This window comes from Cronobacter sp. EKM101R (assembly GCF_963888145.1).
Classification (GTDB): domain Bacteria; phylum Pseudomonadota; class Gammaproteobacteria; order Enterobacterales; family Enterobacteriaceae; genus Cronobacter; species Cronobacter turicensis.
The window spans coordinates 1-16,012 of the sequence record NZ_CAWPHW010000004.1 but is presented as its reverse complement, the minus strand read 5'-3'; the positions used below and the strand labels follow the sequence as shown (position 1 = coordinate 16,012).

Below are 16,012 nucleotides of genomic sequence, written 5' to 3'. Positions count from 1 at the left end.
CTTTTATTTAAAGGATCTGTTTTATTATGATCTCTTATTAGGATCGACATCCCTTGTGGATAACCCGGATCGCCCATTTGGGATCAAAAGGTTATCCGAGATCGCTTGCTGTGAATGATCGGTGATCCCAGACCGTATAAGCTGGGATCAGAAATGCGGGTTATGCACAACTCAAAAAGCGAACAACACTTATACCTTGGATAACTACGGGTTGATCCAAGCTTTTAAGCACATTTATCCACAGCTGAATGGCGATCTTTTCGCCGATCAGAGCAAATTTTTCCAGGATCCGAGCCACACTTCGGCCGGATCCTCCGGAATATCATGATCGAGAATGTTGATCTTAAGCGGTTCACCGACCCGTTTCGCACCACACGCGATCAATTGTGCGTCCAGCTTTTCTATCGCGCCGCAAAACGTATCGTATTCGCGACTCCCGATACCGATAGCGCCGTAGCGAACCTGGCTCAGATCGGGGCGCTGCTCTGCAAGCGCATCATATAAAGGTTGCAGATTGTCCGGCAGATCGCCTGCGCCATGCGTGGAGGTGATAATCAGCCAGGTGCCTTCAGGCTTAAGATCCTCAAGAAGCGGGCCATGCAGCGTTTCGGTGCTAAAACCGGCGTCTTCCAGCTTTTCAGCCAGGTGTTCCGCCACATATTCCGCGCCGCCAAGAGTGCTGCCACTGATCAGGGTAATGTCTGTCATGGATGTCCGCCTTGAATAAACGACGCGTATTGTACGCTGTGCAGGGGCTGGGATCTACCTGTGGATAATATGGGTATTAAAAAATCCGGTTATGGCCGGATGGTGCGCATGATCGGGTTCTGCAGGGAGATCAACGTCTCGGTGGACTGAATTTCATCAATTGTTTGGATCTTGTTGATAAGCACCTGCTGCAATGCATCTATCGATCGACACATTACCTTTATAAAGATGCTGTAGTGGCCCGTGGTGTAATAGGCTTCAGTCACTTCATCGAGACTTTCCAGCTTCTCAAGCGCGGCCGGGTAATCTTTCGCGCTCTTGAGAATGATGCCGATAAAGCAGCAGACGTCGTAACCGAGCTGTTTCGGGCTGATATCAATACGCGCGCCGGTAATGATCCCAGCCTGTTTCATCTTCTCCACGCGCACATGGATAGTGCCCGGGCTGACGCCGAACTGCTTGGCAAGTTCGGCATAGGCAGTACGCGCGTTGGCCATCAGCGCTTCCAGAATGCCGCGGTCCAGATTATCGATCTGATAATTTTCCATACGTTTTCCTTATGATTATTCAGTAATCGTCAGTTTCATGCCGTCTATATTATCGGATTAAAAGGCATACGGCCTTTTTTATTGATGATTATTGAAATGGTGGGCTTTTTTATTGCTTAATCGAAAGCAACAGAGGTACAGGAGCCCTAAAAAAATGAAAACCGCATACATCACACGCCAGCGTCAGATTAGCTTTGTGAAAGCCCATTTTTCCCGCCAGCTTGAGGAAAAGCTCGGTCTGCTTGAAGTGCAGGCGCCGATCCTGAGCCGCGTTGGCGACGGGACGCAGGATAACCTTTCCGGCTGTGAAAAAGCGGTGCAGGTCAACGTCAAAACGCTGCCGCAGGCGCAGTTTGAAGTGGTGCACTCGCTGGCGAAATGGAAGCGTAAAACGCTGGGCCAGCATGACTTCAGCGCTGGCGAAGGGCTCTACACCCATATGAAAGCGCTGCGTCCTGATGAAGACCGCCTCTCGCCGGTGCACTCGGTGTATGTGGATCAGTGGGACTGGGAGCGCGTGATGGGCGACGGCGAACGTCATCTCGGTACGCTGAAGCAGACCGTAGAGAGCATCTGGTCAGCGATTAAGGAAACCGAACTGGCGGCCGCGGAGCGCTTCGGGCTGACGCCGTTCCTGCCGGACGCCATTCACTTTGTGCACAGCGAAACGCTGCAACGCCGCTTCCCCGATCTGGATGCGAAAGGGCGCGAGCGCGCCATTGCGAAAGAGCTGGGAGCGGTCTTTCTGATTGGTATCGGCGGTAAGCTTGCCGACGGCAAACGCCATGATGTACGCGCGCCGGATTATGATGACTGGACCACACCGACCGAAAGCGGCTTTGCCGGTCTTAACGGCGATATCCTCGTCTGGAACCCGCTGCTCGAAGACGCGTTTGAGATCTCCTCCATGGGGATCCGCGTGGATGCCGACGCGCTTAAACGTCAGCTGGCGCTCACCGGCGATCAGGATCGTCTGGCGCTGGAGTGGCACCAGGCGCTGCTTAACGGCGAAATGCCGCAGACGATCGGCGGCGGGATCGGGCAGTCGCGTCTCACGATGCTATTGCTGCAACTGCCGCATATCGGTCAGGTGCAGTGCGGCGTCTGGCCGGAACAGGTTCAGTCCGCGGTCGCTGAGCTGCTGTAACGTCAGCGGCGTAAACGGCGCACCAGACGGCTGCGCATCCCGGTATCAAAGCGCCAGATATGATCGAAAATGCGCATGATGCCGGGTTTGCCATGCGCGGACATCGCCACCGCATGAAAGCGGTGCTGATGAACGCGCTGCAACTCCTTTACCTTGTTAACCACCTCATCCGGCAGCCGCTGGGCGATAAAATCGGACACCACCACCGCGTCGGCGTCGAACCACTCGCCGCCCTGAAGCTTTTCCGCTATCGCGCGAAAACAGCTCGCCAGATCGGTGCCGCCGCGAAAGCGCTGGCTCAGAAAGCGGATCGCCTGATCAATGCCGTCGCGGCCGCACAGCTCATAGCGCACCACTTCGCTGGAAAACAGCATAATGAAACAGCGGCGGTTATCGGCCAGCGCAATACGCATCAGCGCCAGGCAAAAGGCCTTGGCGCACTGCTCGTTAAAGCCGCCCATTGAGCCGGACGTATCCACGCAGACGATAAATGGCCCGCGCGGCTGTTCGTCATAATCCTGACGCGTCACCGGACGCTGCATGACTTTCTCGCGCCACGCGTCGCCCTGTAGCCGGTAGGTCAGTAGCTGCTTCTCCACCAGCCGCCGGTAAAACTCATATTCCAGCTCAGTGATGCCAAGCGTCGCCAGCTCCGGGGGCAGCAGACGCAGAATATCGTCGCTGCGCTGTAAGCCGTCGACCTGTTCCGGCACTGAAGCGGGCTCGCGCACCAGCGTGCGGAACGTTTCCAGCGGCGCCTCTTTTTTCGGCACCGATTTCGCTTCGCGCGAACGCCCAAGCTGTTCGGCAAGCTGCATCAGTTCCGGCTGATCGGCCAGGAAATCGCCATATTTCACGATGAGCTGGTAATCGCCGCGCCGCAGTTTGCCGTCGCTCATGTCCCACAGGCGACCGGCGGAATCTTCATTCTCCACCAGCACCTGCTCAAGCTGGCCGCTCAGGGTCATGCGCTCCTGAACCTCGCTCAGCAGCTGCTCGCGTTCTTCCTCCAGCAACTGCTGATTAAAAGAGGTCGCCTGTACGATAAGGCTCAGCCGCCAGCGCTGTAAAAAGAGCGTATGCAGGGCGGGCGTGAAATGGGGGTTGTCGGCGATAAGCCGCTGCGCCTGGTCGGCAAACGGCGAGCCGACGCGGCGCAGCAGCGCGCTGATTTGCGGCAGCTGAACGATAAACTGGCTGGTGGAGAGCAGCTGGCTTTTCTGATAGCCGATCACCTCTTCTTCCAGCTCCGGCGGGACGTGCGCCTCTTTCAGCCGGGTTTTAAGCTGTTCGCGCCAGCGCGGAATATCCTGGGTCAGCGCGTGCTTCAGGCGGGGAAATTTCTCGAAAAATACCGCCAGCTGCGGCGAGGCCAGCAGCGCAATGACGATCTCTTCTACCAGCTCGCCTTCGCTGATAGCCAGAATGAGGTTCAGCGAATCCGCTGTCAGCATTGGCGCGCCTGTTTAATCTGCTCGCCCACGTCCTGAAGGCTGGCCTCAATGCGTCCTAACCAGTCGCTTTCAACAAACAGGCATTTTTGCTGTTCGCTGAAGCGCGTATGTTGTTGGTGCCATTCGTTATCCAGCTCTTCCAGCTGCTGTTTGATTTCATCGGGTATCCCGTTGGTCGACGCGGCGCCAGGCAGCGCAAGGCGCGTACCCTGGAGGCTGACATCGCGCAGCACCAGATGCTGGCTTGCATCCACTTCCAGATTCAGCGCCTGGGCAAAGCCGATACCGTTCAGCTTGCCGCGGATCTCGCCGCCTTTTTGCAACCATGTCTCCAGCGCCTCGCGCGCAAACGCCACGTGAATGACGTCGATATCATGCAGCTTCAGCGGCTTTTGCAGCAACAGCGTCAGGGTGGGATCCGTGAGTGTGGCGGGCAGCTGATATTGCGGACGACGGCTGAACATACCGCTCTGCTTCTCAAGGCGCAGCGCCGTTTTATCACTGTGCTGCTGCTCTAACTGCATCCGGCGCTGGGTGATCGCGCCGAGACGGTTAAGCATCGCGTACTGGCCCCATGCATGAGAGGTCATCAGCTGCGCGATTTGCTGCTGCATCAGCGTCATGGCGCTGGCATCATGCCACAGGCAATCTTTCAGCAGGATGACATCGATGGGCGCCACCACATCGCGCCCGCTGAAAAAGGCGCTGGCCTGCAACAGGCGAATGGCTTTCTTCCAGCGGCGATCGGAAACATAGGGCGCGTTCGGCAGCGCGTCAAGCTGCTGGCGCAGGGTGAAAATCAGCTCGAATACCGCGTCCGGCAGTTTGACGTTGCCGATGCCGGTCTGCCACTGCTGATATTCCTCATCGCTCACCTGAAGTCCCGGCGGCACCGGGTTTTCATTTTCATCCTGCTGGCTTACCAGCATCGCGCGAAAGCTGTTTTTCTCCTGCACCCGGTCGAGCCACAGCCGTATCAGCATACGGTCATAGAGCGCCTCAAGGCTGCTGTCCGCTTCGGGCAGTTCGTTGGATGCCGTGACCAGCAGGCGCATCGGAATTTTTTCTTCATGCGCGCCGTTGCGAAAACGTCGTTCGTTGATAGCGGTCAGCAGAGTATTCAGGATGGCCGGGCCCGCTTTCCAGATTTCATCCAGAAACACGATTTCTGCTTCCGGCAGATAACCTGCGGTCAGACGTTCATAACGCCCTTCATCTTTTAAAGCCTGAATAGACAGCGGCCCGAAGACCTCCTCCGGCGTGGAGAAGCGCGTCATCAGGTATTCAAACGCGCGCGCGTGCTGAAACGCGAATTTCAGCCGCCGGGCTATCAGGCTTTTCGCAATGCCGGGCGGGCCGAGCAGGAACACGCTCTCGCCGCTCAGCGCCGCCAGCAGGCACATCCGGATAGCGTGGCTGCGTTCAAACAGCCCTTTTTCCAGCGCTGCGCTGAGACGTGAAATTCTTTCCGCCAATAAATTGGGTTGAGCCATAATAGTTACTCTGCATTCTGACTACGCCGCCTGGTTTCTGGTGCGAGTATAGACGTTTCATATTCATGCTGATAATGGATTGATGCCATTATCTATTTGGCTTGATTTGGGTAAAGACTCGGTGATTGAGGGGTACGATTTTTTAACGAATCGTGCATACTGTGCGCTTTTTGTGGGCCCAGGGACGAAGCGCACACGGGATTTCAACGAAGACTAGTCTATGAGCACTGAGAATAAGCAGTCGTTGCCTGCGATTACGCTGGCGGCTATCGGGGTGGTGTACGGCGATATCGGCACCAGTCCGCTTTATACATTACGAGAGTGTCTTTCCGGCCAGTTTGGGTTTGGCGTGGAGCGGGACGCCGTTTTTGGCTTTCTTTCTTTAATTTTCTGGCTGTTGGTTTTTGTTGTTTCCTTTAAATACCTGACCTTCGTAATGCGGGCCGATAACGCCGGCGAAGGCGGTATTCTGACGCTGATGTCGCTGGCCGGGCGCAATACCTCGGCGCGTATGACGTCGGTGCTGGTGATCCTCGGCCTTATCGGCGGCAGCTTCTTTTATGGCGAAGTAGTGATTACGCCCGCGATTTCAGTGATGTCAGCCATTGAAGGCCTGGAAATCGCCGCGCCGTCGCTCGACCCGTATATCGTTCCGCTCTCTATCGTCGTGTTGACGCTGCTGTTTATTATCCAGAAGCACGGCACCGGCATGGTGGGGAAACTCTTCGCGCCGATTATGCTCGTCTGGTTTTTGATTCTGGCGGTGCTGGGCGCGCGCGGCATTATGAACAACCCGGAAGTATTGCAGGCGCTGAACCCGGTCTGGGCCGTGCATTTCTTCCTGGAATATAAAGCGGTTTCCTTTGCGGCGCTGGGCGCCGTGGTGCTGTCTATTACCGGTGTTGAAGCGCTGTATGCTGATATGGGGCATTTCGGGAAGCTGCCGATCCGCGTGGCGTGGTTCTCGGTGGTGCTGCCGTCGCTGGTGCTGAACTATTTCGGCCAGGGCGCGCTGCTGCTGAAAACGCCGGAAGCGATTAAAAACCCCTTCTTCCTGCTGGCGCCGGACTGGGCGTTGATCCCGATGCTTATCCTGGCGACGCTCGCGACGGTGATCGCGTCACAGGCGGTGATTTCCGGCGTCTTCTCCCTGACCCGTCAGGCGGTGCGCCTGGGGTATCTGTCGCCGATGCGCATTATCCATACCTCAGAGATGGAATCGGGCCAGATTTATATCCCGGTGGTGAACTGGATGCTCTATTTCGCGGTGGTGATTGTCATCGTGAGCTTCGAGCACTCCAGTAACCTGGCGGCAGCTTACGGCATCGCGGTAACCGGCACGATGGTGCTGACGTCGATTCTGTTTGCGACCGCGGCGCGTAAAAACTGGCACTGGAACCGCATTCTGGTGGGGCTGATGGTGGTGGCGTTTCTGTGCGTCGATGTGCCGCTTTTCTCCGCGAACCTGGAGAAACTCTTCTCCGGCGGCTGGTTGCCGTTAAGTCTGGGTCTGGTGATGTTCATCATTATGACGACCTGGAAGAGCGAGCGCTTCCGCCTGCTGCGCCGGATGCACGAGCACGGCAATTCGCTGGACGCCATGATCACCTCGCTTGAGAAATCGCCGCCGGTCCGCGTGCCGGGCACCGCGGTGTATATGTCCCGCGCGCTGAACGTGATTCCGTTCGCGCTGCTGCATAACCTGAAGCACAACAAAGTACTGCATGAGCGCGTGATCCTGCTGACGCTGCGCACCGAAGACGCGCCTTACGTCCATAACGTGAAGCGCGTGACGCTCGAACAGCTGTCGCCGACATTCTGGCGCGTGGTGGCCAGCTATGGCTGGCGCGAGACGCCGAACGTGGAAGAGATATTCCATCGCTGCGGGCTGGAAGGCTTAAGCTGTCGGATGATGGAGACCTCCTTCTTCATGTCGCACGAGTCGCTTATTATTGGCGATAATCGCCCCTGGTATTTGCGTCTGCGCGGCAAGCTGTTCCTGCTCTTACAGCGCAACGCGCTACGCGCGCCAGACCAGTTTGAGATCCCGCCGAACCGCGTCATTGAACTGGGAACGCAGGTCGAGATTTAATCCTTAAGTTAAACGCCTTCCGGCCACCGGGAGGCGTTTTTTATTGGTGGTCGCGCTCTCTTTTTTCCCTCAGTTTTTCCTTAAGCGAAACGTTTCGATGGCGATCACAGTTTCGCAACGTCATGTTTGTTTATTGTTCATTCCGCCGGATAAACTCCTTGTTAGCGAAACGTTTCGCTGATGGAGCAAAAAATGAAAAAAGGCACCGTTCTTCATTCCGGCATTTCATCCGTCATCTCGCGTCTAGGCCACACTGACACCGTTGTGGTGTGCGACGCCGGGCTGCCGATTCCGTCCACGACTGAACGTATCGATCTCGCGCTGACCCAGGGCGTGCCGGGATTCTTACAGGTGGTTGATGTCGTGACGCGCGAAATGCAGGTCGAAGCGGCGATCCTCGCAGAAGAGATTAAACAGCATAATCCACAGCTCCACGAAACGTTGCTCGGGCAGATCGAGCGGCTGCAGCAGCACCAGGGAAATACCATCGCTGTTCACTATGTTTCACATGAACAGTTCAAACAAAAAACCGCGGACAGTCAGGCGGTCATTCGCAGCGGGGAGTGTTCCCCGTATGCGAATATCATTCTCTGTGCCGGCGTCACGTTCTGAGGCCGCCATGGAACCTTTACTCCAGCTCAAAGGCATTGATAAATCCTTCCCCGGCGTTAAAGCGCTTTCCGGCGCGACGCTGAATGTCTACGCCGGACGCGTAATGGCGCTGGTGGGGGAAAACGGCGCCGGTAAATCCACGCTGATGAAAGTACTGACCGGCATCTATACCCGCGACGCCGGTTCGCTGCTCTGGCTCGGCCAGGAGACAACCTTCAGCGGGCCGAAGGCCTCTCAGGAAGCCGGTATCGGTATCATCCATCAGGAACTGAACCTGATCCCGCAGCTTTCCATCGCGGAAAACATCTTTTTAGGGCGCGAATTTGTCAGCCATTTCGGCAAAATCGACTGGAAAAAGATGTATGCCGAAGCGGACAAACTGCTGGCGAAGCTCAACCTGCGCTTTAACAGCCGTCGGCTGGTGGGCGAGCTGTCGATAGGCGATCAGCAGATGGTGGAAATCGCCAAAGTGCTGAGTTTTGAATCGCGCGTCATCATTATGGATGAACCCACCGACGCCCTGACCGACACCGAGACCGAATCCCTGTTTCGCGCCATCCGCGAGCTGAAAGCGCAGGGCTGCGGGATTGTCTATATCTCCCACCGCATGAAAGAGATTTTTGACATCTGCGACGACGTGACGGTGATGCGCGACGGCCAGTTTATCGCCGAGCGTGAAGTCAGCTCTCTGACCGAAGAGACGCTTATCGAGATGATGGTGGGCCGCAAGCTTGAAGATCAGTATCCGCATATCGATAAAGCGCCGGGCGAAATCCGTCTGAAAGTCGACAACCTGAGCGGTCCTGGCGTGAACGGCGTGAGCTTTACGCTGCGTCAGGGGGAAATTCTGGGCGTGTCCGGGCTGATGGGCGCGGGCCGCACCGAACTGATGAAAGTGCTGTACGGCGCGCTGCCGCGCACCGGCGGCAGCGTCACGCTGGATAACCGCGAAGTAGTGACGCGCTCCCCGCAGGACGGGCTTGCCAACGGCATCGTCTATATCTCCGAAGACCGCAAGCGTGACGGGCTGGTGCTCGGCATGTCGGTGAAAGAAAACATGTCGCTGACCGCGCTGCGCTATTTCAGCCGTGACGTCGGCAGCCTGAAACATAAAGATGAGCAGCAGGCGGTGAGCGATTTTATTCGCCTCTTCAATGTTAAAACGCCGTCGATGGACCAGCCCATTGGGCTGCTGTCCGGCGGCAACCAGCAGAAAGTGGCGATCGCCCGCGGATTAATGACGCGCCCGAAAGTGCTGATCCTCGACGAGCCGACCCGTGGCGTGGACGTTGGCGCCAAAAAAGAGATTTATCAGCTCATTAACCAGTTCAAAGCCGAAGGGCTGAGCATCATTCTGGTCTCGTCTGAGATGCCGGAAGTACTGGGAATGAGCGATCGCATCATGGTGATGCATGAAGGGCATCTCGGCGGTGAATTCACACGCGAGCAGGCCACCCAGGAACTGCTGATGGCCGCGGCCGTCGGCAAGCTCAATCGCGTGACCCAGGAGTAAAAGACGTATGACTACCCAGACCGTTGCGACTCGTCGCTTTTTCACCAAAGCGTGGCTGATGGAGCAAAAGTCGCTGATAGCCCTGCTGGTGCTGATTGCGATTGTCTCCACCCTGAGCCCGAATTTCTTTACCGTTAACAATATGCTGAATATTCTCCAGCAGACCTCGGTGAACGCCATCATGGCGGTCGGGATGACGCTGGTGATCTTAACCTCGGGTATCGATCTGTCCGTCGGTTCCCTGCTGGCGTTAACCGGGGCGGTCGCCGCTTCGCTCGTCGGCATTGAGGTCAACGCGCTGGTGGCGGTCGCTGCCGCCCTCGCGCTTGGCGCGGCTATCGGCGCGGTGACCGGCGTGATTGTGGCGAAGGGCCGCGTTCAGGCGTTTATCGCCACGCTGGTTATGATGCTGCTGCTGCGTGGGGTGACGCTCGAATACACCAACGGCAGCCCGGTCAGCACCGGTTTTAACGATAATGCCGATCTGTTTGGCTGGTTCGGTATCGGCCGCCCGCTGGGCATCCCGACGCCGGTGTGGATCATGGCGCTGGTGTTCCTGGTGACCTGGTATGTGCTGCACCATACCCGCCTGGGCCGCTATATTTACGCGCTGGGCGGCAATGAAGCGGCGACGCGTCTGTCTGGCATCAGCGTTAACAAAATCAAAATCATCGTGTATTCGCTGTCGGGCTTGCTGGCGTCGCTGGCGGGCGTGATAGAAGTGGCGCGTCTCTCTTCGGCGCAGCCGCTGGCGGGCGCGGGCTATGAGCTGGACGCCATCGCGGCGGTCGTGCTTGGCGGCACCAGCCTTGCTGGCGGTAAAGGTCGCATTGTTGGGACGCTGATCGGCGCGCTGATCCTCGGTTTCCTGAATAATAGTCTGAATCTTTTAGGTGTTTCTCCCTATTACCAGATGATCGTCAAAGCAGTGGTCATTTTGCTGGCGGTGCTGGTGGATAACAAAAAGCAGTAACTCATTACTCAACAGGACATCTGATTATGAATATGAAAAAGCTGGCTACACTGGTTTCCGCCGTGGCGTTAAGCGCGACCGTCAGCGCCAACGCGATGGCGAAAGACACGATTGCTCTGGTGGTTTCAACGCTGAACAACCCCTTCTTCGTCTCGCTGAAAGATGGCGCGCAGAAAGAAGCGGAAAAACTGGGTTACGAACTGGTAGTGCTGGATTCCCAGAACAACCCGGCGAAAGAGCTGGCGAACGTGCAGGATCTGACCGTACGCGGCACCAAACTGGTACTGATTAACCCGACCGATTCCGACGCGGTGGGCAACGCCGTGAAGATGGCGAACCAGGCGAAAATCCCGGTGATCACGCTCGACCGTATGGCGGCGAAAGGTGATGTGGTTAGCCATATCGCGTCTGATAACATCGCGGGCGGTAAAATTGCCGGTAACTATATTGCGAAGCAGGCCGGTGACGGCGCGAAAGTGATCGAACTGCAGGGCATCGCAGGCACCTCTGCCGCTCGCGAACGCGGCGAAGGCTTTAAGCAGGCCGTAGAAGCGCACAAGCTGAACGTACTGGCCAGCCAGCCGGCGGATTTCGATCGCACCAAAGGTCTGAACGTCATGCAGAACCTGCTGACCGCGCATCCTGATGTGAAAGCCGTGTTTGCGCAGAACGACGAAATGGCGCTGGGCGCCCTGCGTGCGCTGCAAACCGCAGGCAAAACCGATGTGATGGTGGTTGGCTTCGACGGCACCGCTGACGGCGTGAAAGCGGTTCAGGATGGTAAGATGACCGCGACCGTGGCGCAGCAGCCGGAGCAGATCGGCGTTATCGGCGTACAGACCGCGGATAAAGTGCTGAAAGGCGAGAAAGTGCGCGCCCGTATCCCGGTCGATCTGAAGCTGGTTATCAAATAAAACCTTCATAAAGAAAAGCAGGGCAACGCGCCACAGGACGTGGCGCTTTTACAGGGATACACATCATGAAAAGCGCTGGCCATCTCGTCGTTCTCGGCAGTATCAATGCCGATCATATCCTTAATCTTGAAGTCTTCCCCGCGCCGGGCGAGACCGTGACCGGCAGCCAGTACCAGGTGACGTTCGGCGGTAAAGGCGCCAACCAGGCCGTCGCGGCCGGGCGCAGCGGCGCGGAGATCGCGTTTATCGCCTGTGTGGGCGAGGATGATATCGGCGAGCGCATTCGCCAGCAGCTTTCACGCGACAACATTGATGTCTCGCCTGTCAGCGCCGTTGCGGGAGAATCGACCGGCGTGGCGCTGATTTTCGTCAATGGCGAAGGTGAAAACGTCATCGGCATTCATGCTGGCGCGAACGCGGCATTAACGCCCGCGCGTGTTGACGATCAACGGGAGAACATCGCCAACGCCCGCGCGCTGCTGATGCAGCTGGAGTCGCCAGTGGAAAGCGTTATCGCCGCCGCGCGCATCGCGCATGAACATCAAACCACCGTTATTCTTAACCCGGCGCCTGCCCGCGCGCTTTCTGACGAGCTGCTGGCGCTGGTGGATATCATTACCCCCAATGAAACCGAAGCCGAAAAACTCACCGGCGTGAAGGTGTCGGATGACGACAGCGCGGCGCAGGCGGCGGCTGTGCTGCACCAGAAAGGCATTGAAACGGTCATTATTACGCTCGGCAGCCGCGGCGTATGGCTGAGCATCAACGGCGAGGGGCAACGCGTGCCCGGCTTTAGCGTGAAAGCCGTCGATACCATCGCCGCAGGCGATACCTTTAACGGCGCGCTGATGACGGCGCTGCTGGAAGGCACGCCGATGCTTAAGGCTATTCGCTTCGCCCATGCTGCTGCGGCAATCGCCGTGACGCGTCCTGGCGCGCAGCCTTCCGTTCCGTGGCGCGACGAGATTGACGCCTTCTTACAAGCGCAGGGGTAAGCCATCGTGGCGACAATGAAAGATGTCGCCCGCCTTGCGGGTGTCTCCACCTCCACCGTCTCGCACGTCATTAATAAAGACCGCTTCGTCAGCGAGGCGATCCGCCTGCGGGTGGAAGACGCCATCAGAACGCTGAATTACGCGCCGTCAGCGCTGGCGCGCAGCCTGAAGCTGAACCAGACCCGCACCATTGGCATGCTGATCACCGCAAGCTCAAACCCCTTTTTCTCCGAGCTGGTGCGCGGCGTGGAGCGTAGCTGTTTTGAGCGTGGCTATAGCCTGGTGTTGTGTAATACCGACGGCGATGAACAGCGCATGAACCGCAATCTGGAGACGCTGCTGCAAAAACGGGTCGACGGGCTGCTGTTGCTCTGCACCGAAACGCATCAGCCCTCTCCCGCCATTATGAAGCGCTATCCGGCTATTCCTACCGTGATGATGGACTGGTCGCCTTTCGACGGCGACAGCGATGTGATTCAGGATAACTCGCTGCTGGGCGGCGATATCGCCACGCGATATTTAATCGATAAAGGCTATACGCGCATTGCCTGTGTGACTGGCCCGCTGGATAAAACGCCTGCGCGCCTGCGCCTGGAAGGGTATCGCGCCGCGATGCAGCGCGCGGGCCTGCCAGTGGCGGAAGGTTATGAGGTGATCGGCGATTTTGAATTCGCGGGCGGCCTGCGGGCGATGCAGTCGCTGCTGGCGCTGCCCGAGCCGCCGCAGGCGGTATTTATGGGAAATGACGCTATGGCGGTCGGCGCCTATCAGGCGCTCTACCAGGCCGGGCTTCGCATTCCGCAGGATATCGCGCTGGTGGGTTACGACGATATTGAGCTGGCAAGCTATATGACGCCGCCGCTCACCACCATTCATCAGCCTAAAGATGAACTGGGCGAGCTGGCCATCGATGTGCTGATTCATCGTATGGCGCAGCCTGAGCTCCAGCAGCAGCGCTTGCAATTAACGCCGGTGCTGATGGTACGCGGATCCGCTTAGGCTTTATGGCGCTCTTTGATAAGGTTACGGCCATCTTTAGGGCGTAACAGCATAAAGACCAGCGACGACACCACGGTAATCACGCCCATCGTAATAAAGGTGTAGTGGAACTGCTCAACGGTGTTGGCGTTGTCGAACCCTTCATAGAAGCGCAGCACCGCAGCGCTGACTGCAACGCCAAGGCTTATCGACAGCTGCTGCGTCACTGCCAGCATACTGTTGCCGCCGCTGGCGCTTTCATCCGTCAGATCCGCAAGCGTAATGGTATTCATCGCGGTGAATTGCGTGGACATCGCAAGGCCCAGCACAAACAGCGGCAGGATCAGCAACCAGACCTGGTTATCCGGCGACTGCAGCGAGAACTGCGCAATCATCAGCCCGATAAACAGCGTGACGCCGACCAGCGTTTTTCGATAGCCAAACCAGCGCAATACCTGCGTTACGCCAGATTTCGCGATAATCGACCCGACCGCCGTGGGCGCCATCATGCAACCGGCGATAAACGCCGGATAGCCAAAGCCCACCTGCAGCATCAGCGGCATCAGAAACGGTACGCAGCCGGTACCGAGACGGGAGGCAATATTCCCGGCGATGCCGACGGAAAAGGTGCGCGTTTTAAACAGAGAGAGCGAAATGAGCGGCGCGCTGTGCCGGCGGGCGTGCCAGATATAACCCATCATCAGCAATAACCCACCGGCAATGACGGCGAGCGCCATCCAGGTAGCCACGATGCGTTCGCCAAACAGCTCCATTCCGCTGGAGAACAGCACCAGGCTCAGGCCGAACAGAAAGAAACCCGGCATATCAAAGCGGCGACGCGGCGTGGTGAAGTTCGGCATATATTTACGCGCATAGAACAGGCCCGCGACGCCAATCGGAATATTAATCAGGAAAATCCAGTGCCAGCTCGCCCAGGTGACCAGCACGCCGCCGAGCAGCGGCCCAAGAATGGGGCCGACCAGGCCTGGCATCGTCACAAAATTCAGCACCGGCAGAAGTTCGCTGCGCGGGTAGGCGCGCAGCAGCGCGAGACGCGCCACCGGCATCATCATGGCGCCGCCGATACCCTGCACAATACGGAAGATAACCAGTTCGCTTAGCGATCCGGACATGGCGCAGGCGAGCGAACCGAGGGTAAACAAGGAGACGGCGGTCATAAAGACGCGTCGGGTGCCGAAGCGGTCGGCCAGCCAGCCGCTGACGGGGATTAACATCGCGACAGTCAGGGTGTAGCTGATAATCGCGGACTGCATCGCCAGCGGCGAGCGGTTAAGACTTTGAGCGATAGCCGGCAGAGCGGTATTGAGAATGGTGGCATCCAGTGCCTGCATAAAAAAGGCCATCGCCGCTATCCACGGCAGGCCCGCCATACTGCGCGCTTTTTTAGTCATGCGGATCCTGTTGTTATATGTCCTGCGATGCGGTTGCCTGCAAAAGCGCCTGACAGGCGCGATACGCCTCTTCGCTTTGGGACGAGAGAATGGCGTCCGCGATCGCCTGATGAATGTCGGGCTTGATAACCTGGTTGTGCGTTATCGACGTGAAATAATTGTAATAGATGGAGCGAAACAGGCTGGCGAAAGCGGTCATAAAGGGATTGCCGCTCATTTCATAGATAAGCTCATGGTAGGCCATATCGGTTTCTATCCAGCGTTCGCGGTTAAACGCGACCTGGAGCGCAGCCATCTCATCGAGCGTGTTTCTGAATCGCTGCTTTTGCTCATCGGTACCGTTTAGCGCGGCCAGCGCGCAGGCCTGAGGCTCAAGACTGTGGCGCATTACCAGAAAATGATTAACCACGGTCGTGAACGTTTCGATGCCCATCCACCACGTCAGCAACTCTTTATCCAGGAAGTTCCACTGGCTCTGGGGCAGCACGCGCGTGCCGATACGCGGGCGCGGTAAAACCAGCCCTTTGGCGGTCAGCGTTTTAACGGCTTCTCTTACCGCCGTGCGGCTGACGCCGAACTGTTCGCCCAGCTCCATCTCGCCAGGTAAAATCTCGCCTGGCTTAAACTCTCCTTTAAGGATGCGTTGCGCCAGCTTTTCGGCCAGGACATAAGAAAGGTTCTTTTGGGCGGCCTGTTGATGCGCCAGTAACGACATAATGGCAATTCCTTCAGCTGTACATCGCGCAGTAGTATGCCACCGCAGGGCATGATCTGATGTAAAAAACAGCAAATAACAGGCTATATGGCGGTTTTACGTGATATATGGTGAAAAAAAACGCGCTTAGAAAGTTTTTTTAAATTTCCTCTTGTCAGCGGAGAAGAACTCCCTATAATGCGCCTCCACTGACACGGCACAACGGCGAATGAGCCGGCCCGTCAGGCAGACGAAAGCGAAAATAAACGCTTGACTCTGAAAGAGGAAAGCGTAATATACGCCACCTCGCGACAGCAGGCCGAAAGGCGCGTCGCACCGCTCTTTAACAATTTATCAGACAATCTGTGTGGGCACTCGGGGCACTGATATCTTAACGTCCTCGGACGATAAATGAATATCAAGTCTCAAGTGAACAACAGTTAATTCATTACGAACTAACAGTTTAATTCTTTGAGCAT

14 protein-coding genes are annotated in these 16,012 nt (G+C 57.0%); 8 read left to right on the top strand and 6 right to left on the bottom strand.

The features are described 5' to 3' along the window. Positions 1–267: 267 nt before the first annotated feature. The gene (gene mioC, locus AACV31_RS05290; RefSeq protein WP_075199309.1) at positions 268–708 is read right to left on the bottom strand and encodes an FMN-binding protein MioC; all 441 of its coding nucleotides are present in this window, start codon (positions 706–708) and stop codon (positions 268–270) included. 89 nt (positions 709–797) lie between these two features. Then, the gene (gene asnC, locus AACV31_RS05285) at positions 798–1,256 is read right to left on the bottom strand and encodes a transcriptional regulator AsnC (RefSeq protein ID WP_004386178.1); all 459 of its coding nucleotides are present in this window, start codon (positions 1,254–1,256) and stop codon (positions 798–800) included. A 154-nt stretch (positions 1,257–1,410) separates the two neighbouring features. Between asnC and asnA the strand changes: the two genes are divergently transcribed. Next, the gene (asnA, locus tag AACV31_RS05280; RefSeq protein WP_075199308.1) at positions 1,411–2,403 is read left to right on the top strand and encodes an aspartate--ammonia ligase; all 993 of its coding nucleotides are present in this window, start codon (positions 1,411–1,413) and stop codon (positions 2,401–2,403) included. Positions 2,404–2,405: 2 nt separating this feature from the next. Here the strand turns inward: asnA and viaA are convergent, their stop codons facing one another. Then, entirely contained in the window at positions 2,406–3,857 is a 1,452-nt protein-coding gene (viaA, locus tag AACV31_RS05275; RefSeq protein ID WP_007765717.1) for an ATPase RavA stimulator ViaA, read from the bottom strand. Then, positions 3,851–5,350 carry an ATPase RavA gene (ravA, locus tag AACV31_RS05270; RefSeq protein WP_165156461.1) on the bottom strand — a complete coding sequence of 500 codons (1,500 nt, stop codon included), beginning with the start codon at positions 5,348–5,350 and terminating at the stop codon, positions 3,851–3,853. The genes viaA and ravA overlap by 7 nt, the downstream gene beginning before the upstream one ends. 220 nt (positions 5,351–5,570) lie before the next feature. Here ravA and kup point away from each other — a divergent pair, with 220 nt between their 5' ends. From kup to rbsR, 7 genes are all read left to right on the top strand, one after another. Next, complete coding sequence (gene kup / locus AACV31_RS05265) at positions 5,571–7,442, top strand: low affinity potassium transporter Kup (protein ID WP_075199306.1); 1,872 nt, start codon at positions 5,571–5,573, stop codon at positions 7,440–7,442. Positions 7,443–7,634: 192 nt separating this feature from the next. Next, complete coding sequence (rbsD, locus tag AACV31_RS05260) at positions 7,635–8,054, top strand: D-ribose pyranase (protein WP_007765695.1); 420 nt, start codon at positions 7,635–7,637, stop codon at positions 8,052–8,054. Between the two features lie 7 nt (positions 8,055–8,061). Next, positions 8,062–9,567, top strand: a complete 1,506-nt coding sequence (gene rbsA / locus AACV31_RS05255) for a ribose ABC transporter ATP-binding protein RbsA (protein WP_165156460.1) — start codon at positions 8,062–8,064, stop codon at positions 9,565–9,567. 7 nt (positions 9,568–9,574) lie between these two features. After that, entirely contained in the window at positions 9,575–10,540 is a 966-nt protein-coding gene (gene rbsC / locus AACV31_RS05250; RefSeq protein WP_007765689.1) for a ribose ABC transporter permease, read from the top strand. A gap of 26 nt (positions 10,541–10,566) precedes the next feature. Further along, entirely contained in the window at positions 10,567–11,454 is an 888-nt protein-coding gene (rbsB, locus tag AACV31_RS05245) for a ribose ABC transporter substrate-binding protein RbsB (RefSeq protein WP_007765686.1), read from the top strand. 65 nt (positions 11,455–11,519) lie between these two features. Then, entirely contained in the window at positions 11,520–12,449 is a 930-nt protein-coding gene (rbsK, locus tag AACV31_RS05240; protein WP_165156459.1) for a ribokinase, read from the top strand. A 15-nt stretch (positions 12,450–12,464) separates the two neighbouring features. Continuing rightward, a complete protein-coding gene (gene rbsR / locus AACV31_RS05235) occupies positions 12,465–13,448 on the top strand; it encodes a ribose operon transcriptional repressor RbsR (RefSeq protein ID WP_007765680.1) in 984 nt (327 codons plus the stop codon). Here rbsR and mdtD read toward each other — a convergent pair. Together mdtD and AACV31_RS05225 are read right to left on the bottom strand one after the other, a co-directional pair. Next, entirely contained in the window at positions 13,445–14,839 is a 1,395-nt protein-coding gene (gene mdtD / locus AACV31_RS05230; RefSeq protein ID WP_165156458.1) for a multidrug transporter subunit MdtD, read from the bottom strand. The two genes, rbsR and mdtD, sit on opposite strands and share 4 nt — an antisense overlap. A 13-nt stretch (positions 14,840–14,852) precedes the next feature. Then, a complete protein-coding gene (locus AACV31_RS05225) occupies positions 14,853–15,554 on the bottom strand; it encodes a FadR/GntR family transcriptional regulator (RefSeq protein ID WP_007765671.1) in 702 nt (233 codons plus the stop codon). Positions 15,555–16,012: the final 458 nt, after the last annotated feature.